22 protein-coding genes are annotated in these 24,889 nt (G+C 71.9%); 8 read left to right on the top strand and 14 right to left on the bottom strand.

Annotation, left to right across the window (positions count from 1 at the left end):
• Positions 1-23 precede the first annotated feature (23 nt).
• From ACFFIA_RS04050 to ACFFIA_RS04065, 4 genes are all read left to right on the top strand, one after another.
• The gene (locus ACFFIA_RS04050; protein WP_377245397.1) at positions 24-218 is read left to right on the top strand and encodes a DUF3311 domain-containing protein; all 195 of its coding nucleotides are present in this window, start codon (positions 24-26) and stop codon (positions 216-218) included.
• 16 nt (positions 219-234) lie between these two features.
• Positions 235-2,421, top strand: coding sequence for a carbon starvation CstA family protein (locus tag ACFFIA_RS04055; protein ID WP_377245400.1), 2,187 nt, complete (start codon positions 235-237; stop codon positions 2,419-2,421).
• Positions 2,418-2,600, top strand: a complete 183-nt coding sequence (locus ACFFIA_RS04060; RefSeq protein ID WP_377245403.1) for a YbdD/YjiX family protein — start codon at positions 2,418-2,420, stop codon at positions 2,598-2,600. The genes ACFFIA_RS04055 and ACFFIA_RS04060 overlap by 4 nt, the downstream gene beginning before the upstream one ends.
• A 244-nt stretch (positions 2,601-2,844) precedes the next feature.
• Entirely contained in the window at positions 2,845-3,027 is a 183-nt protein-coding gene (locus ACFFIA_RS04065; protein ID WP_377245406.1) for a hypothetical protein, read from the top strand.
• Positions 3,028-3,170: 143 nt separating this feature from the next.
• On the opposite strand, the gene ACFFIA_RS04070 is transcribed toward ACFFIA_RS04065, so the two are convergent.
• The 11 genes from ACFFIA_RS04070 to ACFFIA_RS04120 all read right to left on the bottom strand — a co-directional run bounded on the left by ACFFIA_RS04070 (position 3,171) and on the right by ACFFIA_RS04120 (position 17,013).
• A complete protein-coding gene (locus tag ACFFIA_RS04070) occupies positions 3,171-3,941 on the bottom strand; it encodes an FHA domain-containing protein (protein ID WP_377245409.1) in 771 nt (256 codons plus the stop codon).
• Positions 3,941-5,236 (bottom strand): vWA domain-containing protein, encoded by a 1,296-nt coding sequence (locus ACFFIA_RS04075; protein ID WP_377245412.1) that lies wholly within the window; start codon positions 5,234-5,236, stop codon positions 3,941-3,943. Before ACFFIA_RS04075 ends, ACFFIA_RS04070 begins: the two co-directional genes overlap by 1 nt.
• Positions 5,233-6,207: a PP2C family protein-serine/threonine phosphatase gene (locus ACFFIA_RS04080; RefSeq protein WP_377245415.1), complete on the bottom strand. Its 975-nt coding sequence runs from the start codon at positions 6,205-6,207 to the stop codon at positions 5,233-5,235. Before ACFFIA_RS04080 ends, ACFFIA_RS04075 begins: the two co-directional genes overlap by 4 nt.
• A complete protein-coding gene (locus ACFFIA_RS04085) occupies positions 6,204-8,474 on the bottom strand; it encodes a serine/threonine-protein kinase (protein WP_377245418.1) in 2,271 nt (756 codons plus the stop codon). The genes ACFFIA_RS04080 and ACFFIA_RS04085 overlap by 4 nt, the downstream gene beginning before the upstream one ends.
• On the bottom strand, positions 8,471-9,676 hold the full coding sequence (locus ACFFIA_RS04090) for a hypothetical protein (RefSeq protein ID WP_377245421.1): 1,206 nt from the start codon (positions 9,674-9,676) through the stop codon (positions 8,471-8,473). The genes ACFFIA_RS04085 and ACFFIA_RS04090 overlap by 4 nt, the downstream gene beginning before the upstream one ends.
• A 2-nt stretch (positions 9,677-9,678) precedes the next feature.
• A complete protein-coding gene (locus ACFFIA_RS04095) occupies positions 9,679-10,662 on the bottom strand; it encodes a glutamate ABC transporter substrate-binding protein (protein WP_377245424.1) in 984 nt (327 codons plus the stop codon).
• On the bottom strand, positions 10,659-11,996 hold the full coding sequence (locus ACFFIA_RS04100; protein ID WP_377245427.1) for a GlnX family signal transduction membrane protein: 1,338 nt from the start codon (positions 11,994-11,996) through the stop codon (positions 10,659-10,661). The genes ACFFIA_RS04095 and ACFFIA_RS04100 overlap by 4 nt, the downstream gene beginning before the upstream one ends.
• Before the next feature lie 55 nt (positions 11,997-12,051).
• Positions 12,052-12,858: an ABC transporter ATP-binding protein gene (locus tag ACFFIA_RS04105; protein ID WP_377245430.1), complete on the bottom strand. Its 807-nt coding sequence runs from the start codon at positions 12,856-12,858 to the stop codon at positions 12,052-12,054.
• Complete coding sequence (locus ACFFIA_RS04110; RefSeq protein ID WP_377245735.1) at positions 12,855-13,949, bottom strand: FecCD family ABC transporter permease; 1,095 nt, start codon at positions 13,947-13,949, stop codon at positions 12,855-12,857. Before ACFFIA_RS04110 ends, ACFFIA_RS04105 begins: the two co-directional genes overlap by 4 nt.
• A complete protein-coding gene (locus tag ACFFIA_RS04115; protein WP_377245433.1) occupies positions 13,913-14,836 on the bottom strand; it encodes an ABC transporter substrate-binding protein in 924 nt (307 codons plus the stop codon). Before ACFFIA_RS04115 ends, ACFFIA_RS04110 begins: the two co-directional genes overlap by 37 nt.
• 320 nt (positions 14,837-15,156) lie before the next feature.
• Entirely contained in the window at positions 15,157-17,013 is a 1,857-nt protein-coding gene (locus ACFFIA_RS04120; protein ID WP_377245436.1) for a M14 family metallopeptidase, read from the bottom strand.
• Between the two features lie 248 nt (positions 17,014-17,261).
• Between ACFFIA_RS04120 and ACFFIA_RS04125 the strand changes: the two genes are divergently transcribed.
• Together ACFFIA_RS04125 and ACFFIA_RS04130 are read left to right on the top strand one after the other, a co-directional pair.
• Positions 17,262-18,575: a C39 family peptidase gene (locus ACFFIA_RS04125; protein ID WP_377245439.1), complete on the top strand. Its 1,314-nt coding sequence runs from the start codon at positions 17,262-17,264 to the stop codon at positions 18,573-18,575.
• Between the two features lie 61 nt (positions 18,576-18,636).
• On the top strand, positions 18,637-19,059 hold the full coding sequence (locus tag ACFFIA_RS04130) for a PPOX class F420-dependent oxidoreductase (protein ID WP_377245442.1): 423 nt from the start codon (positions 18,637-18,639) through the stop codon (positions 19,057-19,059).
• Between the two features lie 84 nt (positions 19,060-19,143).
• Here the strand turns inward: ACFFIA_RS04130 and ACFFIA_RS04135 are convergent, their stop codons facing one another.
• From ACFFIA_RS04135 to ACFFIA_RS04145, 3 genes are all read right to left on the bottom strand, one after another.
• Positions 19,144-19,407 (bottom strand): DUF4229 domain-containing protein, encoded by a 264-nt coding sequence (locus tag ACFFIA_RS04135; RefSeq protein WP_377245445.1) that lies wholly within the window; start codon positions 19,405-19,407, stop codon positions 19,144-19,146.
• A gap of 8 nt (positions 19,408-19,415) precedes the next feature.
• On the bottom strand, positions 19,416-19,838 hold the full coding sequence (locus ACFFIA_RS04140) for a hypothetical protein (protein ID WP_377245448.1): 423 nt from the start codon (positions 19,836-19,838) through the stop codon (positions 19,416-19,418).
• Between the two features lie 81 nt (positions 19,839-19,919).
• Positions 19,920-20,417 carry a hypothetical protein gene (locus ACFFIA_RS04145; protein ID WP_377245451.1) on the bottom strand — a complete coding sequence of 166 codons (498 nt, stop codon included), beginning with the start codon at positions 20,415-20,417 and terminating at the stop codon, positions 19,920-19,922.
• A gap of 315 nt (positions 20,418-20,732) precedes the next feature.
• On the opposite strand from ACFFIA_RS04145, the gene ACFFIA_RS04150 reads away from it, so the two are divergent.
• Positions 20,733-22,274, top strand: coding sequence for a C40 family peptidase (locus ACFFIA_RS04150; RefSeq protein ID WP_377245454.1), 1,542 nt, complete (start codon positions 20,733-20,735; stop codon positions 22,272-22,274).
• 2,306 nt (positions 22,275-24,580) lie between these two features.
• Entirely contained in the window at positions 24,581-24,811 is a 231-nt protein-coding gene (locus ACFFIA_RS04155; protein WP_377245457.1) for a hypothetical protein, read from the top strand.
• The last annotated feature ends 78 nt before the right edge of the window (positions 24,812-24,889 follow it).

A 24,889-nucleotide genomic window follows, 5' to 3' on the forward strand; every position in this document is an offset into this window, starting at 1 on the left:
CGCTGGTTGGGCAACTCTGCCATGTGACGTGGAACACCGCACGGGTGATCGCGGCGGGCTGTCTCGCCGCGCCGTTCGTCGCCCTGCTGTGGGTGCCCTTCTACACCGGCGGCGGTCCCTCCCTCGCCGGTGTGCCCTTTTTCTACTGGTATCAGATGCTCTGGATCCCTTTGAGTGTTCTACTCATGCTCACCGCCTACCTGTTGCTGCGCCGCTAGCTCTTGGAGGCCCCCTGTGACGACCACTACGCCCACGAGCCCGCCGAGCACCCCCGCCCGCCGGCTCAACCCGAGATCGGTCGCGATCTGGACCGCCGTCGCCATCGCCGGCGCGATCGCCTGGGGCGTGCTCGCCCTGTCCCGCGGTGAGGAGATCAACGCCATCTGGCTCGTGGTGGCGGCGCTCGCCTCGTACGCGATCGCGTACCGCTTCTACGCCCGCTTCATCGCCCGCAAGGTGCTGAAGGTCGACGACACCAGGGCCACGCCCGCGGAGCGGCTGGACAACGGCATCGACTACCAGCCGACCGACCGCCGCATCCTGGCTGGCCACCACTTCGCCGCGATCGCCGGCGCCGGGCCGCTGGTCGGTCCCGTGCTCGCCGCGCAGATGGGCTACCTGCCCGGCACCATGTGGATCATCTTCGGCGTCATCTTCGCCGGCGCCGTGCAGGACATGGTGATCCTGTTCTTCTCGATGCGGCGCAACGGCAAGAGCCTCGGCCAGATGGCCCGCGACGAGATCGGTACGGTCGGCGGCATCGCCGCGCTGGTCGCGGTCTTCTCCATCATGATCATTCTGCTGGCGGTGCTCGCGCTGGTGGTGGTCAACGCGCTCGCCAAGTCGCCGTGGGGCACGTTCTCCATCGCGATGACCATCCCGATCGCCCTCTTCATGGGCTTCTACCTGCGGATGCTCCGCCCCGGAAGGGTCATCGAGACCACCGCGATCGGCGTCGCGCTGCTGCTGCTCGCGATCGTGGCCGGCGGCTGGGTACAGGAGTCCGGCCTCGCCGACACGTTCACGCTCAGCCCGGAGACGCTCACCATCTGCCTGATCGTGTACGGCTTCTTCGCCTCGGTACTCCCGGTCTGGATGCTCCTGGCACCACGCGACTACCTCTCCACGTTCATGAAGGTCGGCGTGATCGGGCTGCTCGCCGTCGGCGTGATCATCGCCGCGCCGGTGCTCCAGACCGAGGCGGTGACCGACTTCGCCCGGGAGGGCAACGGTCCGGTCTTCTCCGGCGAGCTCTTCCCGTTCGTCTTCATCACGATCGCGTGTGGCGCGCTCTCCGGCTTCCACTCGCTGATCTCGTCCGGCACCACGCCGAAGATGATCCAGAAAGAGTCGCAGGTACGCCTCGTCGGCTACGGCGCGATGCTGATGGAGTCGTTCGTCGCCGTGATGGCGCTGATCGCCGCCTGCATCCTGGAGCCCGGCCTCTACTACGCCATGAACGCGCCCGCCGGCCTCCTCGGCTCCACAGTGGAGAGCGCATCAACGGCGGTGGCCAACCTGGGCTTCACCATCACGCCCCAGGATCTCAGCGCCGCGGCCGCCGCGGTCGAGGAAGAGACACTGGTCGCCCGCACCGGTGGGGCGCCCACACTGGCGGTCGGCATGTCGGAGATCTTCTCCAGCGTGATCGGCGGCGACGGGCTGAAAGCGTTCTGGTACCACTTCGCCATCATGTTCGAGGCGCTGTTCATCCTGACCACAGTGGACGCCGGCACACGCGTCGGCCGGTTCATGCTCCAGGACACGCTCGGCAACATCTGGAAGCCGATCGGCCGGGTCAGCTGGAAGCCGGGCCTGTGGGCCACCAGCGCCGTCGTCGTACTCGCCTGGGGCTACTTCCTCTACACCGGCGTGACCAACCCGCTGGGCGGCATCAACCAGCTCTTCCCGCTCTTCGGCATCGCCAACCAGCTACTGGCGGCCGTGGCCCTGGCGGTGGCCACCACGATCCTGGTCAAGAGCGGCCGCCTCAAATGGGCCTGGGTGACCGGCATCCCGCTGGCCTGGGACGCCACTGTCACGCTGACGGCGAGCTGGCAGAAGGTCTTCTCCGACAACCCGGCGATCGGCTTCTTCGCCCAGCGCGAACGCTTCGCCGAAGCCCTCGACCGCGGCGAGGTGCTCGCCCCCGCCAAGAACCTCGACGACATGCGGGCCGTGGTCACCAACTCCACTGTGGACGGAATCCTGTCGGCGTTCTTCGCCATCCTGGTCATCCTCGTGATCGCGAACGCGGCCTGGATCTGCTGGAAGGCCATCCGCGCCCGCGCGCCACTCCCCACCACCGAGGCGCCGTACGTGAAGTCGAAGATCGTCGCCCCGGCCGGCCTCTTCGCCACGGCCGAGGAGAAACGCGAGATGGCCGCCGCAGCGGCGACATCCCCCGGGGAACGCACATGAGGCGCGCCCTGGCGGCCGTCCGCTGGTACCTCCGCGAGCTGACCGGCGAGGCGCAGTACGACCACTACGTCGAACGCCACGGCCGCCTCCACCCCGACCAGCCCTTGATGTCCCGACGCGAGTTCGAGCGCTGCCGCACCGACCGCCGCGACGAAAACCCGACGGCGAGCTGCTGCTGACCCTCCGTGCCCGCCTCGTCCGCCCTCCAGGTTGGGCGGGGCGGGCACATCGCCCTGTGACAGGCGCTCCGTCCGAGACTTGACAGCCCTCTACCCGTTCGGCTGGTGTGGTCCGCGTCACCTACCGGAACACTGAGGCATCAGCCACCACATTTTCGTGGCCATACCGTTGCTTAAAGTGACACCGCCAGGGGGTGTGCCTAGCATGGGCGCTATAGCGTCACCGCCAGCGAGAGGGCCCGCCATGTCCACCGCGATCGTCAAGACGCGCGAGGAGCTGCTGGAGTGGCGTGACCGGCTGCTCAACCAGGTCGGCATGTCCAAGGAACGCCTGTACGACCTCGGCCGCGACTTCGACCTCCAGCCCGAGCAACGCAAGATTTACGAGCTCGTCCGGAGCATCGACTACCTCCTCGGCGATGACTAGCCCCGAGGTCACCGAAGTGTTGCGGTTGCTTGACTATGACGTCGCCCCGAAGACCGCGCCCCCGCAGGACAACATCGCGCGTCTCCACGCTTACTGACGCCCTGCGGTCCGCGACCCGCCGGTACGGCAGGTCGCGGGCCGGGTCAGACAGTGTGGACGGTCAGGGCGGTCCAGGCCCCGAGGTACACGATGTCGCCGTCCTTCAGCGCCACCGGGACGTTGGGGTCGATCGGGTTGGAGCGGGGGTCGTTGAGGTACGTGCCGTTGGAGGATTCCATGTCGACCACGGCCCAGCCGCCCTCCTGCGGCACGAGCAGCGCGTGCACGTGGGATACGCCGGGGTCCTCCGGCGGGCCGACCAGGTCGATGTCCGGGTTGACGCCGCGCGAACGGCTGCGCCGGCCGATGACGATCTGCTGGCCGGTCAGGTCGAAGCGGCGCTCGGCCACGAAGCGGGGCATCGCCAGCGAGCCGGCGTCCTCGCCTCCCATCTCCTTGACGACCTCGAAGTAGGCGGCGTCCGCCCGTACGACGACCTGCCACGGCGCGGAAGCCGCGCCAGAAGCCGTCGCGGAAGCCGGACCCGCGGCGGAAGCCGCCGCCGAGGGCGCGGCAGGGCCGGAGCCGGAGGCCGCCGCCGAGGACACGGCCGGCGCGGAAGACTCCGCCGTGGACTGGGCCGTCACCGGCGGAGCCAGCAGGAAGTCGTAGCCGTCCTCCTCGCAGAAGCGGCCGGTCTTCGGCGTCCCACACACCGGGCAGGGCGTACCCGCGTCACCGGCCGCGGGGGTCTCCGCGGGGGCGGCCGCCGGGGGCGCGGCAGGTGCAGCGGCCGGGGCGCCACCAATCCGCGCGCCGCACACCTCGCAGTAGTCGAGGGTTGCCGAGTCGTGGCCCTTGGGGCAGGTTGCCATCAGCCCTCCTCCGGCTGCTTCTTCTTCACGCGTACGGTCTTGGTGCTGCGCACGTTGGTCAGCTCCGCGTCGACGCCGGCGACCTGCCGCTTCAGGCGTACGGTGCCGGTGGGCGCGTCCACCACGTCCACCACGCGGGCGAGCAGCTTGGCCGTGCCCTCGTGGCCGGACTCGTTGGCGAGCTGCACGGCGCGGCCCAGCTTGGCGGTGGCCTTCTCCACGTCGCCCTCGTCGCGAGCCTGAAGACCCTCCTGGATGACCGCCGCCAGCTCAGCCTGCCCGGTGTAGTGGGCGACCTGCGGGTTGATTTTCGTGGAGAGCGCGGTGTCGTCGGTCCAGCGGGCGAGCACCAGCTTCTCGGTCAGTACCGAGCCGCCGCTCACCAGGCTGAACCGCGCGGCCAGCACCTCCTCGCCGACCACGTCGGGCTCGACCTCCACGGAGATGTGGTAGTCGCGGCTCTCCGCGCCCCACGCGCCGGTCGGATAGTCGCCGATGCGGGCACTGACCTCGGCGCGGCGGCCGGTGAGGTCTTCGACCTGGGGGTACACCTGCTTGACGAAGCGGATCTTCGAGCCGGCCGGCGTCCACACACGCAGCGAGACGTCCGCGACCGACTTGCCCATCGCCGCCTCGGTCATCGCGCGGAAGGCGGCGGGCAGCTCGGACGGGTCTTCGAGGCCGTCTGCCGTACCGAGGAGCGTGGAGGCCACCTTGCGCAGCTCGGTGGCGACCCAGTCGGTACCGACGCCCCGGCTGTCGCAGATGAACTTCCCCTCGCACGCGTCGAGTACCCGCTGGAAGTCGGTCGGCGTCTCGTGCTGGTTCTGCCCGTCGGTGAGCAGGATCGCGTGCTTCACCTCGGCGTTCTGCCCCGCGAAGAGGTAGTTGGCGAGGTCGAGCCAGCGGCCGATGGCGGTACCCCCGTCGGCCCGGAGGCGGGAGACGGCGGCCTTGGCCTCGGCACGGGTCTGGGGGTTGGCGGGGACCATGCGGGTCTCGCCCGGATAGATCATGTGGGCGCCGGCGGTGCCGGCCACGACCGCGAACGCCACGCCGTCGCGGAGCGTGTCGATCGCGACGGCGGTCGCCTTCTTGGCCTCGGCGATCTTCGTGCCGGGCATCGCCATCGAGCCCGACGTGTCGACCAGGATGACCTGCGCGGCACTCAGCGCCGTCGAGGCTTCGCGCAGGTCGCCGCCCTGCGCGGTCACCGTGACGATCGCGTCGACGACGCGGCCGCCCTCGGGCAGGTACTCGTTCTGGTCGACCTCGGCCGTGAACTGCGCGGTCATGGGGCGGATCCTCCTAAGGCGGGGAAGGAGAGTACGGCGACGGCGATGTTGTCGTGGCCACCGCCGTCGAGGGCCACGGCGGTGAGGTGGCGGGCCACCTCGATCGGGGTACCGGTGGCGGCGGCGGCCAGCTCCGCTGGCTCAGAGAGGTAGTGATGCAGCCCGTCCGAGCAGAGCAGGAGCCGCCCCTCCCCGCTCGGCCGCAGCGAGCGCACCTGCGGCTCGGCGTCGTCAGAGTCGGCGCCCAGCCACCGGATGAGCGCGCGGGACGTGGGGTCGGCCTCCACTGTGGCCGGTGCGGGCCGCCCCGCCGCGAGCTGGCCAGCGATCGAGTCGTCGACGGTGAGGCAGTCGGGTTCGGGGCCGAGCCAGTACGCCCGGCTGTCGCCGATCCAGCCCACAGTCACCGCGTCGGCGGTGACGATCCCGGAGACGTACGTGCAGCTCGGCGGCGTGTCGCTCGCATCGGTGCCGGCCGCCGCGCGGGCTGCTTTCGCGGCGGCGTGGGCGCCCAGCACGGTCGCATCGGCGGGATCGGCCCCGGAGGTGAGCGCGTCGAGCAGCGCGGCGACCCCCGCCTCGGCGGCACGGTGTGACGCCGCGTCGGACCGGGTCGAGGTGGAGACCCCGTCGCACACCACCGACACCAGGCCGCCGTCGTACCGGCCGATCACCACCGCGTCCTCGTTGCGCGGGCGGCGCCGTCCCCGGTCGGTGACCGCACCGACCGTGGTCAGGTCCAGCTCCGCGTGGTCGCGGCCGACCGAACGCCGCCGCCCGCAGTTGTCGCAGTACATCTCCGTGCCGGCGGCCCCGCACCCCACGCAGGCGAGCCCGGCGCGCGAGGAGAGCCACACCGTGGGTACGGGCTCGACCGGGGCGGCCTCGCCGGTCATCAGGTTGCGCCCGCAAACCTCGCAGAACTTGTGCTCCGGCTCGCTGGGCGGGCCGTGCTCCGGGCACATTCTCATACGAGCGTCCGGGGGCGTACGCTGTTGGCCCGGTCGACCAGCGCGATCCTCGTGTCCGGGTCGCGGGCGATCTGGGCCATCGTCCGGTACGCCCGCTCCAGCCCGAAGCGCAGCCCCCGCTCGGACAGCTCGTGCCCGAGCACTCGCGCGCCGGTCGGCAGCCGGTGCGGCGGAAGGTGCGTGGCGGTGAGCCAGGCGAGCGCGGCCTCCAGCATCTCCACGGTCAGCCGCGCCTGCCGTTCGACGTCGAGGCCGAGGCGCTCCAGCCGCCCGGAGGCGCGCAGCAGGTCGTCGGCGTGCGTCGGCTGGCTTCCCGCGTGCAGGCTGGCGCGTACGGCGGCGACCTGCGCGGTCACGTGGTGGCTGGAGTTGTCCGGCACCTGGTCGAGTACGGCCAGCGCGCCGCCCCGGTCGCCCGCGGCGAGCCGGATGCGGGCCAGCCCGAACGCGGCGCTGATGAAGCCCCGGTCGACCCGCCACACGCGGTCGTACAGCCGCTGCGCCGCCTCCCTGTCGCCGGTGCACTCGATCGCGGCGGCCAGGGCGAGCCGGGCGGCGGGCTCGCCGGGCAGCTCGCTGTAGACGGCGTCGAACGCGACCCGCGCGTCACCGGGACGGCCGGCGGCCATGGCGGCGATGCCCCGGTACCAGTCGACCCGCCAGTCGAACGGGTCGGCGGCGGCCAGCTCATCCAGCCCGGCCACCGCCCCGGCCAGGTCGCCGGCGTCGATGCGGGCGCGGACCAGGCGGAGCGCCACCTCGGTGCTGTGTACGGGCGGCGACTCGAGCTGGCGCACCAGCTCGGCCGGGTCGGTGCTGCTGAGCGTGGCGAGGAAGCCGGCGCCCGGGTCGAGCACGTCGACCTGGGGCAGCGGCAGCGCGGCGGCGACCCCGGCGGGCTGGAGGTCGACCACCACCGCCTCGCCGCCCACCTCGCCGGCCGCCGTGCCAAACGCCCGCCGCTCCGGCGTGAACTGCCGGGACACCACCGGCCGGGGCACCGCGTCGTTGGCGGAGAGCACCTCGCGGAGTACGCCGAGCAGCTGGTCGCTCATGTCGGCCGCGGACTGGAAGCGCCGGGCCGGGTCGGGGTGCGTGGAGCGGACCAGCAGCCGGTAATACGACTCCTCCTGGACGAGCAGTGGCACGTCGCCGCGATCCGGCAGCTTCCCGGCGTACGTGCTGGAGAAGCCGCGGAACTCGAAGCTCAGCACCGCCAGCGCGCGCCCGACGGTGTAGATGTCGGCGGGGATCGAGGGGCCCACGTCGGCCACCTCGGGCGCCTGGTAGCCGGGCGTGCCGTAGACCGCGCTCACGTCGTCGTCGATCCGGCGTACGGCACCGAGGTCGATGAGCTTGAGCTGCTCCTCCGCGTGGATCACGTTGTCCGGCTTGAAGTCGCAGTAGAGCAGGTCGCGCCCGTGCAGGTAGCCGATGGCGGGCAGCACCTCCGCGCCGTACGCGAGCACCTCGGCGAGCGGCAGCACGCGGTGCCCCTCGGAGCGGCGGGCCATCAGCATGTCACGCAGCGACTGCCCGCCCACGTACTCCATGACGATGTAGCCCACCGGCTGGCCGGTCTTCGGGTCGGGGTGCTGCACGAAGTCGTGGATCTTCACGATGCTGGGATGGTCGATCTCGACCAGGTAGCGCCGCTCGGTCACCGCCGCCGCCATCGCGTCCGCGTCGGCGGTGTTGATCAGTCCCTTGAGGACGACCCAGCGGTCGCTCACCGAGTCGCTGACGTTGCGGTCGCGGGCGAGATAGATCCAGCCCAGTCCGCCGTACGCGAGCGCGCCGAGCACCTCGTACCGGTCGTTGATGAGGTCGCCCTGGTTGAGCCGGGGCAGGAAGGAGAAGGGCGTGCCGCAGTTGGGGCAGAAGCCCTCGCTCCGCCCCGGCTTGCCGTCGCGCCCGCGCCCGACCGGCTCCTCGCACTTGCTGCAGTAGCGGCGCCCCTCGGAGACCTTGGGCTCGCGCATGACCGCGGTGGCCGGGTCGCGCAGCGGCACGCGGGGCAGCTCGATGAGGCCCGCGCCCAGCCCGCCGCGCGAGGCGGCGCGGCTGCGGCTGGAGCCGCGCGTCGAGCCCCGCCCGGTCGCCGTCGCGATCGAGCCGGACGCCGTCGCGACGCTCACCGGGGGCGTGGCGGAGGACGCCGGGCTGGCCTGCGCCGGCACCACGCCGGCCGGCGCCCGCCGCCCGCACTCGTCGCAGTAGCCCTCGGCCCCGTACGAGCCGGAGCAACCGGACCGGACACACCTCATGGATTGCCCCTCTCCGTGAGCTGGTTGAGATAACGCTGGTAGGCGACCACCGCACGCGTGGCGGCGGGCAGGTCGCAGGGGCTGGTGTAGAGCAGGTCCCGCGCGGCGCGGTGCTTGGCGGCCAGCTCGTCATGCTCGACCAGCCCCATCCGACCGGCCCGCGCCCGGTAGGCGTCCAGCCGGCCGCGCAGCTCGGTGCGGCGCTGCATCAGCCCGTCGGCCGCCTCGAAGAGGTGCGCCGCGCGCTCCTTCGCCCGCGCCACCGAACGCTCCACAATGGACAGCTCGTCGACCAGCCGCAGCCACCGCCCCTCCCGCTGCAACTGCCCGAGCTGCGCGAGGTGCGCGCGGAGCCCGCCGGTCGCGTCCGGCGCCGGCGGCAGGCCCGTATTCGCAATCTTGGCCTCCGCCATGGCATAGGCCTCGCGCGTCTTCGCCTCCGCCGCGGCCACCTCGTCCACCGCCGTGGTCAGGCTCTGGATCCGATCCGGGTACGCGCTGCGCAGTGCCGCCAAGCTGGCGATCCGTGCGGTCAGCGCCTCGATCTCGGAGACCAGCCCGGGCGGCGGAGCGCTCGCCCCGATCGGGTCGAGCAGCGCCTCGGCGTGCGCGTCGCTCAGCTTCTGCGCCAGACCGTCCACATCGGAGCCCTTGAGCGCGTCGCCGCCCAGGTCCACAGCACCGGCGCGGGCCTTCTCCAGCGCGCTCAGCGGCTGGGCGTAGGCGGTGGCGATCCGCGCGCTGGCCGCGTCGACCTCGCCGAGCGCGCGCACCACCTCGTCGGCCACCGTCTCCAGGTCGCTGGCGAGCCCCGGTACGGTCTGCCACGACGCTGGCGTACCCCCGGCGAGGCTGTCGAGCACCAGGCCCGACGCGCTCAGCCCCACGATGGGATGCCGCAGCACCGAGGTGAGCAGGCGCAGCTCGCTGTCACCAGGCCGGGAGCGCTCCGCGCGTACCGTCTTGGCCCGGTCGAGCTGGGCGCCGAGCGCGGTGAACTGCGACCACAGCACCTCGACGGCGGCCAGCACCTCGTTTGCCACCTCGGCGGTACGCCCGCGCAGCCCGCCACCGCGCAGCAGTACGAGCGCGGGATGCGCGTCCATCTCGAACATCGCGGCGGAGATGCGGTCGTACGCCGCGACGAGCCCGACGATGGCCCGATCGACCTCGTCGCGGCTCATCAGCGGCGGCGTCGACACGGTCAGTCCCGGTAGCGCGGCGCGGGTGGTGGCGGGGTGTCACCGAGCGAGGAGAGCCACGTCTCGTACACGCGGGTCCAGGTGCCGTTCGAGCGGAGCTGGTCGAGCACTCCGTTGACGAACCGGACGAGGTCGGTGGCCCCCTGCTTCATCGCCATGCCGTACGGCTCCTCGGTGAACCGCTCCGGCAGGATCTTCGTGCCCTTGTCCTGCTCGGCGAAGCCGGCCAGAATCGCGTCGTCGGTCGAGACCGCCTCCACCTGAAGCTGCTGGAGCAACACCAGGCAGTCGAGCGCGTCGCTGGCGGAGACCGGGAGCGCGTCGGGCGCCTTCGCGGCGATGTTGCGGATCGAGGTGCTGCCGGTGGCGGCGCAGACCTTCTTGCCGGCCAGGTCTTCGATCCCGTTGATCGGCGAGTCACCGGCGACCAGGATGGCCTGCCCCGCCGAGAAGTACTCGGTGGAGAAGGCGATCCGTTCCCACCGGTCGCAGTTCATCGTCATGCTGCGGATGACGATGTCGACCCGACCCTCCTGGATCGCGGCTTCCCGGTCGGCCGTGGTGATCGTGCGGAAGAGCACCTTGTCGGGGCTGCCGAAGATGGCCCGGGCAAGCTCGCGCGCGAGGTCGATCTCGAAGCCGACCAGGTTGCCGGTCTTCGAGTCGCGGTAGCCGAAGCGGTAGTTGTTTTGATCCACGCCGACCACGAGACGACCGGCCCGCTGGATCCGCGCCATCGTCGAACCCGACGGCATCCGCCCCGCGGGCGGTAGCGCGCCGGTCGGGCGGAAGCTGGCCCGCGGGTCGCACGAGCCGGCCGGTGCCACAGGGCTCGTGGGGAGCACCGCCGGGTCCTGTACGCCGACCGGGCGCGCGGGCTCGGCCGGGTCGGGGCCGGACGGCAAGGGCTCGGTGCCCCCACAGCCGGCCAGTACGAGGGCGGCCAGCACTGCCGCCGCGGCACGGACACTCGTTCGCTTACTCATCGGTACTCCGCCAGTCGTCGCTGGATGCCGACCGCCGCGCCGATCATGAGCAGCGCGGCGAGTACCGCGACCCCGATGTCGGCGCCGGCGAGCGAGTTGCCCGCCCCGCGCACCTCCTGCCGGAACATCTCGCTGTTGTGCTCGATCGCACCGGCGAGCTGCTCGTCGAGGCGGTTGGCGATGCTGGCGGTGCTGTTTTCCTCGGTACCGACCGAGGCGGTGACCGCTTCGGCGTACCGGCCGTCGTTGTCGAGCTGGCGCACCTGCTCGTGTGCGGAGAGCCAGTTTCGCGCCTCGGCCAGGGCGGCGTTGAGGGCCTCTCGCGTGGGCCCGTTCGCGTCGAGCGGGGCGAGCAGTCCGCCCGACCCCTCGGGGCCGGCGAGTTCGCCCATCACCCGCACGTAGTCGTCTTCGAACGCCTGCCCGTTGCCCCGCGCGACAAGCGTCAGCGACTCGTCGGCGCGGGCCTGGAGCGCGGCGATGCGGGCGTCTGCGAGGCGGGCCACCTCTTCCGAACCCTGGTCGCGGCTCGCCTCCAGCCGCCCCGCAATCACCAGCGCGGAGACGCCGAGCCACAGCACGACCGCGACGGCGGCGACGGTGGCCACCACCAATCCGATGTTGAACACGCGGTTGGTGCGTCTGGTCAGATATCGCTGGACCACCACGAGCGCGGCGATCGTCAGCACGCCGAGCGCCACCGCGAACCACGGGAAGGCGCCCGCGTCGTCGCGCGCCTCGTCCAGCTCGGCGGAGACCGCGTCGTACAGCTCCTGGGCGGCGGGGAGCAGCCGCTCGCGCATCACGCCGGACGCCTCGCGCAGGTACGCGCCGCCCACCGGTACGCCCTGGCGGTTGTAGACCCGGGCGGTCTCCACCAGGCCGGTGTAGACGGGAAGCTGCGCGGCGATCCGGGCCACCGCGTTGGCGCCCCGGCCGTCGCCCGCGCCACCGCCGGAAACGATCGCTAGGGCGGCCGCGGCGTCGGCGATGTCGGCCTGGTAACGCTCACGCAGCGCGACCGGCTCGACGCCACCGGTGAGGAACGCGCTCGCGGCGGTCGCGTCGGCATCGGAGAGCGCGCGGTAGAGCCGCTGCGCCGCGACCGTCAGCTCGCCGCTGCGCGCCACCGCACCATCGACGAGGTCGGCCCGCTGGCGTACACCGACCGCACCGGCGACCCCGGTCGCCAGGCCCAGCACGACGAGCGCCACGGTGGCGAGCCTCAACCGGCCCGGGGTACCCCGGAATCGTCCCGCCGCCCGCTTGCGCAGCCGGGCCGCGGGTGCGGCGGCCGGTGCCCGGGTTGCCGGTTCGCGTACGAGAGTCGTCACCGTCACCACCTCGGGGATCAAGGTAGCCAACCGCATCAAGACGTGCGCGGGCGGCTCAAGTGCTGTGCGGGAACGAGCGTACCGGGACGACCAGCGGCCCATGATCGCCGTCGATGACGCGTACGCGCGCGCCGTAGTGGGCCGCCAGCAGCTCCTCGGTCAGCACCTCGCGTGGCGGCCCGCTGGCGGCCACACGGCCGTTGGCGAGCAGCACCATCCGGTCGGCGTACTCGCCTGCGATGGAGAGGTCGTGCATGGTGGCGAGCACGGTCAGCCCACGGTCCCGGCGCAGCTCGTCGACGAGGTCCAGCACATCCTGCTGGTGGCCGATGTCGAGTGCGGTGGTCGGCTCGTCGAGCAGCAGCAGCGGCGCGCCCTGGGCCAGCGCCCGGGCCAGGAACACGCGCTGCCGCTCGCCGCCGGAGAGCGTGGCGAGCTGGCGGCTCGCGAAGCGCTGGAGGTCGAGTCGGGCCAGTACCTCGCCGGCGGCGGCCAGGTCGGCGGTGGACTCGCGGCCGAGCGGCGGGATGTAGGGGTTGCGGCCGAGCAGCACGTAGTCGAAGACGGCCATGCCGGCCGGCACCACCGGTGACTGGGCGACGGTCGCCACGAGCCGGGCCCGCTGTCGCCTCGGCATGCGCTCGGTGTGCGTACCAAAAAGAGAGATGGCACCAGCGGCGGGGAGCAGGCCGCCGACGGCGCGCAACAGGGTCGACTTGCCGGCGCCGTTGGGTCCGATGACGGCGACCCACTCGCCGGTGGCGACCGTGAGGTCGACGCCGTCCAGGATCGTGGCGCCACCGAGGGTGACCCGCACGCCGAGCGCGTCCACGGCGTGCGCCGGCTGCTCCTCGGCGGTCACAGCGCGACCCGCTTGGTCGTGCGCAGCACCAGCACGAAGAAGGGCGCGCCGAAGAAGGCGGTGACCACGCCGATCGGGATCTCCGCGGGGCTGGCGACAGTGCGCGCGACCAGGTCGGTGAAGGCGAGGAACGCGCCCCCGAAGAGCACCGACAGCGGCAGGATCACGCGGTAGCTGCCGCCAGCGAGCAGCCGGATCGTGTGCGGCACGATGATGCCCACGAACCCGATCAGACCGGACACCGACACGGCGGCGGCGGTGCCCAGGCTGGCGGCGGCGAGCAGGATGTACCGCGAGCGCTGCGGATGCAGGCCCAGGCTGCTCGCCTCGTCGTCGCCCACCGACAACACGTCGAGCTCACGCCGGAAGATCAGCAGCACCGCGCCGGTGACGACCGCGTACGGCAGGATGACCAGCACGTCGTGCCACCCCGCGGTCGCCAGCCGCCCCAGCAGCCAGGAGTAGACCTCGCGGATGGCGTCGACGTTGCGCTGCATGAGGTACGTCTGGCCGGCGGCGAGGAAGGCGGAGACCGCCACGCCGGCGAGGATCAGCGTGGCCGGCGAGCGGTCGCGGCCGCCGGTGACGCCGAGGAGGTACGTGAGCAGGACCGCCCCGATCGCGCCCAGGAACGCGGCGACCGGTGTGGTGAGCGGGAGCCCCGAGGTGACGTCGCCGCCCGCCGACCCGGTGCCGATCCGGAACGCGATCACCGCGGTCACCGCCAGCCCGGCGCCGGCCGCCACGCCGAGCAGGTGCGGGTCGGCCAGGGGGTTGCGGAAGACGCCCTGGTAGCAGGCGCCGGCGATCGCGAGCATCGCGCCCACGAGCAGCGCCAGCACCACGCGCGGCAGCCGGATCTCGGTGACGATCGCGATCTCCCGCTCGTCCAGCCCGCTGTGCAGGTGTACGCCGGGGATGAGGTTGAGCACTTCGGCCGCGACACTGCCCGGAGGCAGGTTGACCGGGCCGAACGCCAGGCCGGCGAGGGCCGCGACGACGACGGACACGACGCCCGCGACGATCCAGCCGGCCCGGCGTTCCCAGGAAGCTGTCACGCGGGGGCCTTGGCCACCGCGTCCGTGATCGATTTCACCAGGTCGACCACGCGCGGGCCCCAACGCGACGCGATGTCGTCGTCGAGGGCGATCACGTCGCCGTTCTTGACCGCGGTGATGTTCGCCCAGCCGGTACGCGCCTTGACCGTCTCCAGCGACTGCTGGCAGCACTTGGTGTCGGCCAGGAAGATCAGGTCGGGGTTCGCGCTGATCAGTGCCTCGGGCGAGAGCTGCGGGTAGCCGCCCTTCTTGCCGTCGGCGTCGGCGGGGTCGGCGATGTTCTCCAGCCCGGCGAGCGAGAAGAGCGCGCCGATGAACGTCTTGCTGGTCACCGAGTACAGCGTCGGGTCGAGCTCGTAGTAGTAGGTGAGCTTGGTCGATCGCTGCGGCATACCTTCGACCAGCTTGGCGATGTCGTCCTTCATCCGCCGCACGGTGTCGGCCGCCTCGTCCGGATGCCCGGTGAGCTCGCCGAGGTCGGTGAGCTGCTTGTAGGTGTCGTCCAGCGTGGTCGCGCTCGCCGCCACGTACACCGGGATCTTCAGCGTGGTGAGCTGGTCGACCACCTTGTTGGTGTCGTTGGAGAGCACCACCAGGTCGGGCGCCTTGGCCGCGATGGCCTCCGCGTTGGGTTGGAAGCCGGACAACTCGGACTTGGGCGCCTCGGGCGGGTAGTTGGAGTTGTCGTCGACCGCCGTGACCTGGCTGCCCGCGCCGATGGCGTAGAGCATCTCGGTGGCGCTCGGCGAGAGCGACACGATCTTCTCGGGGCGCTTGTCGAGCGTGATGTCGCCCACCGTCACGGGGTAGGCGGCGGGGGCGTCGGCCGCGCCTGCGGCGCCCGGCTCCTCGTTTTCGCTCGCGCATCCGGCCAGCGCGAGGGCGACCGCGGCGACGACCGCTGTGAACTGTCTCTTCACTTGTCCTCCTGTCGGTCGAGGATCCGGTGCTTCGCCGACAGGAGAAAGAGGTGCCACTCCGCCCGCGAGGCGCCCTTCCTCGAGAGCGCTTGTTCGCGACCATCCGCAGGCGACCTGGCTAGTCCGCCCGGTTTGCACCGGTACGGCATCACAGTTGCGGGACAGCTCCGGTTTGGGCACCGGATTCGCTGCGGCTGGTCGACTGCACCGTACCTCAGCGTGGAACCCGGACCCCCTGGTCAGTGGCGTTCGCCTCGCCCCTCGACGGATGTGGGCCCGGGGCTTGACGGCCCCGGGCCCACTCCTGTGGGAACTGCTGGCTACGACGAGGTGATGGTGACGTTGTCGACCGCCGCCTCCACAAGGCTCGCGGTCGAGGCGTCGGTCGCCTCGATCAGGATGCGGATGGACTGGCCGGCGTACGCGGTCAGGTTGACGTTAGCCGTCGCCCAGGAGCCGTTGCGGTTGCTCGCCGCGCCCGCCTGGGTCAGGACCGGCGTCGTACCGCCGGAGTGCACCACGCTGACCCGGAAGAGGTCGGCCGAGGAGGAGTTCGAGCCGTGCGCCAGGTACCAGGCGAACGACAGTGACAGCGTGCCGCTCGACGGGAGCGTGACCGCGGGCGAGCGGGCGCTCGTCAGGCCGCCGTCGATGTCGTAGTCACCGGCGCTCGTGCCAGCCAGGCGGCCGGTCACCAGGTCGTTGCTCCCGGCGAACGGGGCGAGTTGCTTGGCGCCACTCGAGTTGGTCGCCTGGGCCGTACCTCGCTCCCACTGGCCCAGCGTGGCCGTGTCGGTGCCGGACGGGTTGACCGTCCAGCCCGTGTTCGTCTCGAACGTGTCCGACCACACGGTCGTGCCGCCGCCGGTGCCGCAGTACTGCGCCTGCTTGCCGGTCGCCCGGTACGGGCAGTCGGCGTACTCGCTCAGGATCAGCACCGCCTCCCGGTTGCGCGAGGTCTGCGCGGGGATGACCTCGTCCGGCGGGTAGAAGCCGCCGCCGCCCGCCGAGCCGGGGTACATCTCGAAGGTGTACGCCCAGATGCCGTGCTGCCCCCACATCCAGTCGATGCTGTCGCCATCGGTGATGTAGAGGTCGGAGGACTGTTCCGGCGTGTACCCGTTGGTGGCCGCCATCTGCTGCCCGATCGTGCGGAAGACCGCTTCCTGGTCGGCGTTGAGCCCCGGCGCGGTGTTGGCGGTCGTGTAGCCGAACGGCCAGAGGACCAGCTGCGAGTACGTGTGGAAGTCGATGTTCGCCTTGATCTGCTGTACGCCCCCCACCACGCGGCTGTTGACGAAGTCGCGCAGCCGCTGGGTCTCCGGCGCGGAGAAGGCGGACGGGCCGCGGTACGTCTCGGAGCCGGTCGAGCCGGACGAGCCGCCGCAGCAACCCCAGTTGTACGACCAGTTGCGGTTGAGGTCGGTGCCCACATTGGACGAGCCGGAGTTGGGCTGGCGGTTCTTGCGCCACGAGCGGTACGAGCCGGTGGCGATGTCGTACTCGCTGCCGTCCGGGTTGACCGTCGGCACGATCCAGATCTCGCGCGTGTTGACGATGTTGGTGATCCGCGAGTCCGAGCCGTAGTTGTCCGTGAAGAGGTTGAGCAGGTAGATCGCCATCTCCACGGTGAGGTGCTCGCGCGCGTGCTGCTGCGAGTTGAAGAGGATCTCCGGCTCCGCCTCGTCGGTGGCGACGTTGTCGGAGATCTTCACGGCCATGATGTCGCGGCCCTCGTACGAGTTGCCCAGCGTGATCCGGCGGGCGATGCTCGGATGGTCCGCCACCACCTGGTTGACCACCGCGTTCAGCTCGGCGTAGTTGTGGTACGCCGAGTCGGCCGGCGGGAAGTCGAGCGTGGTCATGCCGCCTGGCGCCGCGACCGGCACGGGCACGACCTGGAAGCCGAGCTTGCGGATCGCCAGCACCTCGGACTGGATCGCCGAGACGTAGATCTTCCCGTGCTCGATGTAGTCGATGGCCGCGCCGGTGCGGGCGATCGCGTCGCGGTCCGCGAAGGTGCGCGGACCGACCACTGTGTACTGCGCGGCCACCTCGGCCGTTTTCGGGCCGGGATCGGGCGTGGCGCTACCCGGGCTGCTGGTGATCAGCAGTAGCCCGGCCGCCAGGGTCGCACCGAGTACGACGACGCGGCGGGGCTTCAGACGGATGGACATTCATGACCTCCTGGGGTTGGGGAGATCCCATGTGTTCCGAGCCTCTTTGGACTGGACCGCGCGGCGCCCCACGCCCCGCGTCCTCCCCGTGCGGTCCGCGGACCGTGCGGGGGTCGAGAAGGTTCGTTGAGGAAACTGCACCACATCCGCGCCCTCGGACCGTCATGCCAATGTGGTCGTCCCGCCGACAAAGATTTACCGGGCATCCGACTATGGCGAAACTTCCCTTCAAACGGGATAGTGACGGGATGGTCAGAACCACCGCCGTAGCCGTCACGGCCCTCGCCCTGCTCGCCCCCGCGGTGCCGGCCGTCGCCGGAGGGGCCACGAGCCACGACGAACAGATCACCTTCCAGCGCTGGTCCACGTACCAGGACTGGCGCGGCGGCACGCACGAGGGCACCTTGGCCCTTCCCGGCGTGCGTACGGGCATCACCATCGGCCGCCCGGCCGGCACCTACGACTACACCGATCCCCACACCGGTACAACGAAGACCTGGTCGTACGCGACCTGGACGTCACCGGTCCGCAAGGTCGGCTTCGACGCCAGCGAGCTGGTCGCCTCCTGGAACGCGGAGACGCCCGCCGGCACCTGGGTCCAGATCGAGATGCAGGGGACGTACAACACCGGCGACCGCACCCCCTGGTACGTCATGGGGCGCTGGGCCTCCGGCGACCAGGACATCCGCCGCACGAGCGTCAACCGCCAGGGTGACCCGTGGTCGACCATCTGGACCGACACGTTCTCCATCGACGACGTGGCCAACGGCGTGATGCTCCGCGCGTACCAGCTGCGCCTCACCCTCTACCGCGCGCCCGAACAGTGGCGCTCCCCCCGCGTGTGGATGGTCGGCGCGATGAGCTCCTACGTGCCCGACCGCTTCACCGTGCCGCTCAGCAAGGGGCGCATCGCGTGGGGGCGGGAGCTGCCCGTGCCTCGGTACTCGCAGAACGTGCACGAGGGCCACTACCCCGAGTACGACGGCGGCGGGGAGGCGTGGTGCTCGCCCACCTCGACCGAGATGGTGGTGGAGTACTGGGGACGCGGCCCGTCCGAAGAGGACACCGCCTGGGTCGATCCCACGTACCCCGACCCGACCGTCAACCACGCGGCCCGGATGGTCTACGACTACACGTACGACGGCGCCGGCAACTGGCCCTTCAACACCGCGTACGCGGCGACGTACCCCGGGCTGGACGGCTTCGTGACCCGGCTGCACTCGCTCGACGACGTGGAGCGGCTCATCCGCGCCGGTATCCCGGTGATCACCAGCCAGTCGTTCCTCGCCAGTGAGCTGGACGGGGCCAACTACGGCACCGCCGGACATCTCTTCGTCGTGGTGGGCTTCACTGCCGACGGCGACGTGGTGGTCAACGACCCGGCCTCCTCCTCCAACGAGGCGGTGCGCAACGTCTACCCCCGTGAGCAGTTCGAAACCGTGTGGCTGCGCACCAAGCGGATCAACGCGACCGGCGGTGTCTCCGGCGGCAGCGGCGGCATCGCGTACCTCATCAAGCCGTGGTGGAAGCCCTGGCCGCAGGTAGCGGGCCTGCCGCATTAGGGCGGTGTGGCGGGCCTGTCGTGTTGGCGGCGGGCCCGCCCACTGGTGTATTGGGTTGACCATGACCGACGTTCAACCGCCCGAGAGCCACGCCGACCTCCTCGACCGCCCACTCTTCGCGCACCTGGCGACCGTGCGCCCCGACGGCGCACCGCAGACCAGCGTCATGTGGTTCGGCTGGGACGGCGGGCGCATCCGGATGACGCACACCAAGACCCGCCAGAAGTTTCGCAACCTCACCAGCGAGCCGCGGGTCGCGCTCAGCATCGCCGACCCCGAAGACGGCTACCGCTTCCTCGAGGTGCGCGGCGTCGTCGAGAGCATCGAGGACGACGACGCCGAGGCGTCGTTCTACAAGGAGCTCCAGCACCGGTACGGGATGGACTACCCGATCCGCGACGCGCCCGTGCGGGTCGTGATGACGATCCGGCCCGAGGCATTCGTCGCGGTCACCGGCGGCGGCGTCGTGGCGCGTACGCCCTGACGCTCCACATCTCGGAGGCGTCGGGCGAACGGCCGGATACCGGTACCTTTCGCCCGGCGTCGCCGGTCGTGGTGCCGGACGGTGCTAGGCGTCGCCCTTCGACTCCTCGTCGCCGGCCAGCGCGGCGCGGAGGCGCTCCTTCTCCGCCTTGCGCCGCTCCGCGGCCCCGGCCATCTGGTTGGCCACCTGGTCGCGCAGCCCGCGCAGCAGGAGGAACGAGAAACCCGCCGACGCGACCAGCGCGATCATCAGCTTGATGAAGATGTCGAGCTCGATCGGCAGGAGCGCGGCGAAGACGGCCACGAACAGGCCGACGCGAGCCAGCGTGTACTTGATTACCGGGCTCATGCCCTTTCCTAACCCGTCCGGTGGGCCAGCCACCGGATGCCGTAGAACCAGATCACCGCGTACGCCAGTGCGAACGCGGTCGCGGCCAGCGCGCCGGACCAAAGCTGCCCCGCCTCGTTGAACAGGCCGGCGACCAGCAGCCCGAAGGTGAGCGAGACCGCCGCGCCGACCAGCGCGACGACCACCCGGACGGCGCCGTAGGACCAGGCGCGGAACTCCTCCACGAACGCCCACGCCGGCAGGATCACGGCCAGCCAGCCGGAGGCCCTGCCGAACTCACCGAAACCCAGCAGCGCGAAGCCGCCATCGAAGACGAGCAGCGCGAGGACGCCGATCACCAGGCCGGCCAGGACCAGGCCCAGCAGGTCGGTGACGGCGAGGATGCGCCCGTCGGCGTCGCGCCGGGGAAAGGTGCTCTGCGCCTCAGTCATGACCCATCGAGGGTACTGCCGCCGCCGCGACACCTCGTGACCAGGCCGTACCCGTGCTGTTTCGACCGTTTCGCCCGGCCCTCAGGCCCAGACCTGCTGGGGGGTTGCACGCCGCTCGGCCAGTGGCAGCGGCGGGTCGTACACGCGCACCACGTTGTCGTCCGCGTCCCGCTCGACCGGGCGGAAGCCGGCGTCCCAGATCAGATGGAGGATCTCCTCCCGGTCGGCGCTGGGCGGGGCGACCAGGTCGTCGACGCCGAAGTTGAGCGCCAACTGGGCCAGGGCCGGTGTGTGGACCGCCGTCGAGCAGGTCACATGGCGGGGGCCGATGATCGCCAGCCGGGCCACCGCGAACTCGCGGAGTGTCTCGGCCGGCGAGGTGGGCTCCCTGTCAGGAATCTGACCACCGCCGATCAGGAAGGTCACCCGGTCGCCGTGGTGAGCCGCGCGTCGATCGTTGGCGAGCCGGCCGAGCCATGCAAGATCGTCGCTGCCGGCGAGCTCCTCGCTGTCCCCACCGGTGACCCGGTCACCTGCGTAAACACGCTCTTCGATCTCTTTTCTGCGCGCCGCGTCCATGACGCCGAGCCTAGAGGATCTTTTTGGAGGGGTACCGCCAACCGGGGCCGACGCCGAAGCCCTCGATCGCCGGACGCGCGGGCCGCCGCGGGCATGTGGACCGCGGAGGGTGAGGCTGCGGGAGCAGCGGTCTTGCCCACGATGGACATCGCGGTAGCCCTGATCTGTGTCTTGGCACATCAGGGCTGTTGTGGACACTCGCCACCCCCCGTTTGTTAACGAGTTCTCAGGTACCCGTTACCTCCTCGCCGATCGACATCGTTGCTGCCGTGCGGTAGGACAGAATGGGACCGCGAGCGGCTTGGGGAGGCGCGAATGGCGAAGCGCAAGGGCAGGCAACCGGCGCGCCGTCGTGACGGGTTCATCAGCCCTGTCCTCCGGCCCGTCGCCTGGTCGGCCATGCTCGGCGCTGCCGCCGCGGCCGCGTTCGCCGCTCCGGTCTACGCCGACCCGACGCCCAACACGATCCCCGACGCCGGCTCGCGCCCCGCGACCGTCGGCTCGTTTCAGCTGCCCGGCGCCACCGCGCCGGCGACCGGGAGCGGCTTCACGCCGCCCTCCACGGTCACCGGGCCGCTCGCCACGCAGATCTACAACGCCGAGGTCGAGCTGGGCCTGCTCAGCGAAGACCTGCTGAAGAAGCGCGAGGAGCAGGCGCTCGCCCGCACCGATCTCGCCATCGCCCACCGCCAGCTCGACGAGGCGCGGGCCGCGCTCGCCGAGGCCGAGGCGGATGCGGAGAGCGCCGCCGCCCGGGCGATCAAGGAGGCGGCCGAGCTGCCGCCCGGCGCGTTCGGCTCCGACCTGCACGGTCTGAGCGAGCTGGCCCGCATCCAGCGCGGCGAGTCCTCCACCGCCGGGAGTGACGCGGCCGAGCACAGGGTGTCCCGCGCCAAGGATGCCGAGCGGGTCGCCCAGGAGGCGTACAACACGGCGCTGGCCAAGGAGCAGACGCTCGTCGGCCAGTTCACCACCCTCGAGGCCACGCTCAAGACCAAGGAGTCCGCGCTCCTCGAGGTCAAGGAGCGCAACGCCGCCCAGCTCGCGGTCATCGAGCGGGAGCGTGAGGCCCAGGAGGCCCGGCTCGGCGCCGACTTCCTCAACAGCGACAACATCGCCGGGCTCGCCGCCGACCCGCGAGCGATCAAAGCGGTCAACTTCGCGCTCGGCGAGCTCGGCAAGCCATACGTGTGGGGCGCCGAGGGTCCCAACGCCTACGACTGCTCCGGCCTGATGTGGGCCGCCTACCGGCACGCCGGCTACACGCTGCCCCGGGTCTCCCGCGACCAGTACGCGGGCACTCGCTCGCGCGTCGTCAGCACCTCCGCGATGCTCCCCGGCGACCTGGTCTTCTTCAGCTCCAACGGCACGGCGAGCGGTATCCACCACGTCGGCATGTACATCGGCGATCGCAAGATGGTCCACTCGCCCAACAGCCGCGACGTGGTCAAGGTCTCCACCGTCTGGTATTCGCGGCTCTTCGCGGCCACGCGGATCTACGGCGCCGTCCCCGCGCCGACGACCCCGCCCACCACGCCGCCGACGACCCCGCCGACGACCCCGCCGCGCACCACGCCGCCGGCCACCACCAAGCCGCCGACGACTCCGCCGCCCACCACGACACCGCCGACGACGCCGCCCACGACCGCGCCGACCACGCCGCCGACGACGCCGCCCACACCCACGCCGGACCCGGAGCCGACCACGCCGGAGCCGACGCCCAACCCGCCGACCGATCCGGCGGAGGAGCCGTCCAACCCGCCGTCGACCACCAGCGCCGTCCCCGCGACGTCCGAGCCCGAGCCGAGTGGGTCCGCTTCTTCCGGTGCGTCCGCTGAGGCAACCACTGGCGGATGAGCCGTCACCTCGGCGCCTGTCCGCATTGTGGACCCCTGAGCGCGGTGTGTCGGCTGGTCGGGCAGGTAGACGCCCACTACCCGACTCCGGGTGTCCGCGCGCCGGGCGATGTGGCACGGTAAACCTGAAGGACGCTCCGGTCCGGCCGTCACCGGTCCGGTGCGGCGGGGGATCGGGAGGCGATGATGGACGAGCGACACGATCCGCCGGCCGCCGGAAAGACCGGCGAACCGACGGGCCTCGGGGCTGAGCTGCCGCCCCTACCCCCTCCCCCACCGGTGGGCACGATGCTGCCCGAGCCCTCAGGAGAGCAGTTGCCGGAGGCGTACGAGATGCCGCCACCCCCACCGCAGGGCGCCCTTTGGCCCGGCTTCGCCGCGCCGGCTCCCGAGGCGGAGCCGGTGGGACAGGATGGCGGCTCTGCCACGCCGGTCCGGGGGTCGGCTTCGGTGAGTGCCCCGCCCGCGTCCGCGGGCGTGCCGCCGGTTTCGGGGCGCGCGTCCGCGGTCTGGCCCAACCCTTCGGCGGGGCCGGCGCAGCCAGCGGGGCCGGGCGGGCCAGCGTGGACCAACCCGACGCCCAACAACCCGCCGGAGCCGGTGCTGCGCCCGCGCCCGGGGATCGTGGGGCGCGCCTCGGTATCCGGCTCGGGTCCGGTCAGCCCTTCCGACCTCGCCGAGGTCCCGGCGTCATTTGCGAGCGGGCGCACATACCGCGCGGGTGAGTCAAGTGCCTCAGCGGGTGAGTCGCCCGTCTCGCCAGCGGCACTGCCCGCTTCGGCACTGCCCAGCTCGGCGCCGCCCGCGCCGGCCACGCTGCCGCCGGCCGTCCCATCGGCGTACTCGGCTGCCGCGCAGGCACCTGCCGCCTCGTCGGGGTTCGCGGCGCCGACCGACGCTGGCTCGCCGGCGCAGCCGGTGTCCGGCTCCCCCGCCGGGTCGGCCGGGCTGCCCGCCCCGGTGAAGGCGCCCCTTTCCGGGCCTCCGCTCGAACGGCGCCAGCCGAAGGTGCCGCAGACCGACTCGCCCTGGTCGGCGTTCGAGGTGCCGTGGCGCGACTCGGCCGGCGGGTCCCGTGGTGGGCAGCAGCCCGAGGAGGAGCGCGTGGGCCAGGCGCAGCCGCCGGAGCCGCCGCCCGCTCGGAGTACGCCCGCCTACTCGATGCCCTCCGCCACGCCGACGCCGCCCGGTGGCGCGCTGATCCCACCGCCACCACCGACCTCACCAGCCCCGGCCGGCGCGGCTGGCACCGGCGCGGGACAGGCGGGCGAGTCGGAACACCTCGTGCCGCCGCAGCGCTCCGCGCCACGCGCTGACTCGCTGATCTCCGCCATCGGTGCGCGGGCCCGCGCGAGTGTGCCCGGCCTGGGTCAGGTCTCCGCCGAGGAAGCGGCGAAGGCGGCCGGGGCCACGCCGCCCTCCTCTGGGCGTGCCCGCGTCTACCGGGCCGGTGCCACCGAGCCCGAGCCCTCGCGCCCGGAGCCGACCGAGCCGCCCCCAGCGCCCACGCCGGAGCCGCCCGGTCCTGGGCCGGCGCCCAACCCGTTCCCGCAGCCGGAGCCGGTACCGCCGGTGCCGATCCCGCCGCAGCCCGGACCTGAGCCTGGTCCCGCACCGAGGCCGAGGCCAGGGCCGCCGCAGCCGGAGCCACCGCCGCCGTTCCCGCCGCCTCCGCCGATGATGTCGGTGCCGCAGGTGGTACCTCCGCCGCCGGCCGCACCGGTACAAGCGGCGGCGCCCCACGGGTCGGCCACGCCACCCCAGCCCGCGCCGTACCCCTTCGCGCCACCGCAGCCCGCGGCACCTCCGCCGCACGCCGGGCCACCCCACGCCGCGACGCCACCCCACGCCGCGACGCCACACAGCGCCCAGTTGCCACACGGGGCACGGCCGCACGCGCCGTCACCTCACGCGCTGCCGCCACATGCCGCCTCGCCGCACGCCGCAACCCCTCTGCCGCAGGTCACGCCGCCGCACCAGGGCGGGTCGCTGCATGGGTCGCCGGTGGTGCCGGCGGCTGCCCTGCCGAGTTGGCCGCCGGCTGGTAACCCGACCGCGCCGGGCCGGTGGAGTGCGGTCGACGAGCCGCCGCCGGTCCGTGAGTCGGGCGGTCCACCGCCGCCGCAATCGGTGTCCCCGCTCTTCTCGCCGCCGCCGGCCGCCAAGCCGGAGCCTCCCCCAGAACCACCTCCCCCACCATTAAGCAGCGCACCGCCGGTAGCGACCTCCTCCGAGTACGGGGAGTGGGCGCGCGAGCAGCGTCCACCGGGGACGGTCTACAGCGGCTCAGATGCCGGTCCGCCCCAGATGACCATGGCGGTCCCGGCCGGAGCCAGCCCGCTGGAGAACTCGGGCTCACTGACCGGCCACATCCTCTCTCAGGGGCACAGCGACGGCCCCGCGCCCACCGCCAATACCGCCAAGGTCTTTTTGGTCATGGCACTGGTGCTGGGCTTCCTCGTCGTGGTCGGTGCGCTGGTGGTCCTCGCCACCGGAGACGCCTTCAATGACCTGTTCGACGGCTTCCTCAACAGCTGATCAGCCGCGCCACTCCCGGCCGCCGGATTATTCCGATTGGTGAGCCTCCCCACGCCCGGGGTATTGCGTGTGGCGGTA

The organism is Phytohabitans kaempferiae (assembly GCF_042433955.1).
Lineage (GTDB): Bacteria > Actinomycetota > Actinomycetes > Mycobacteriales > Micromonosporaceae > Phytohabitans > Phytohabitans kaempferiae.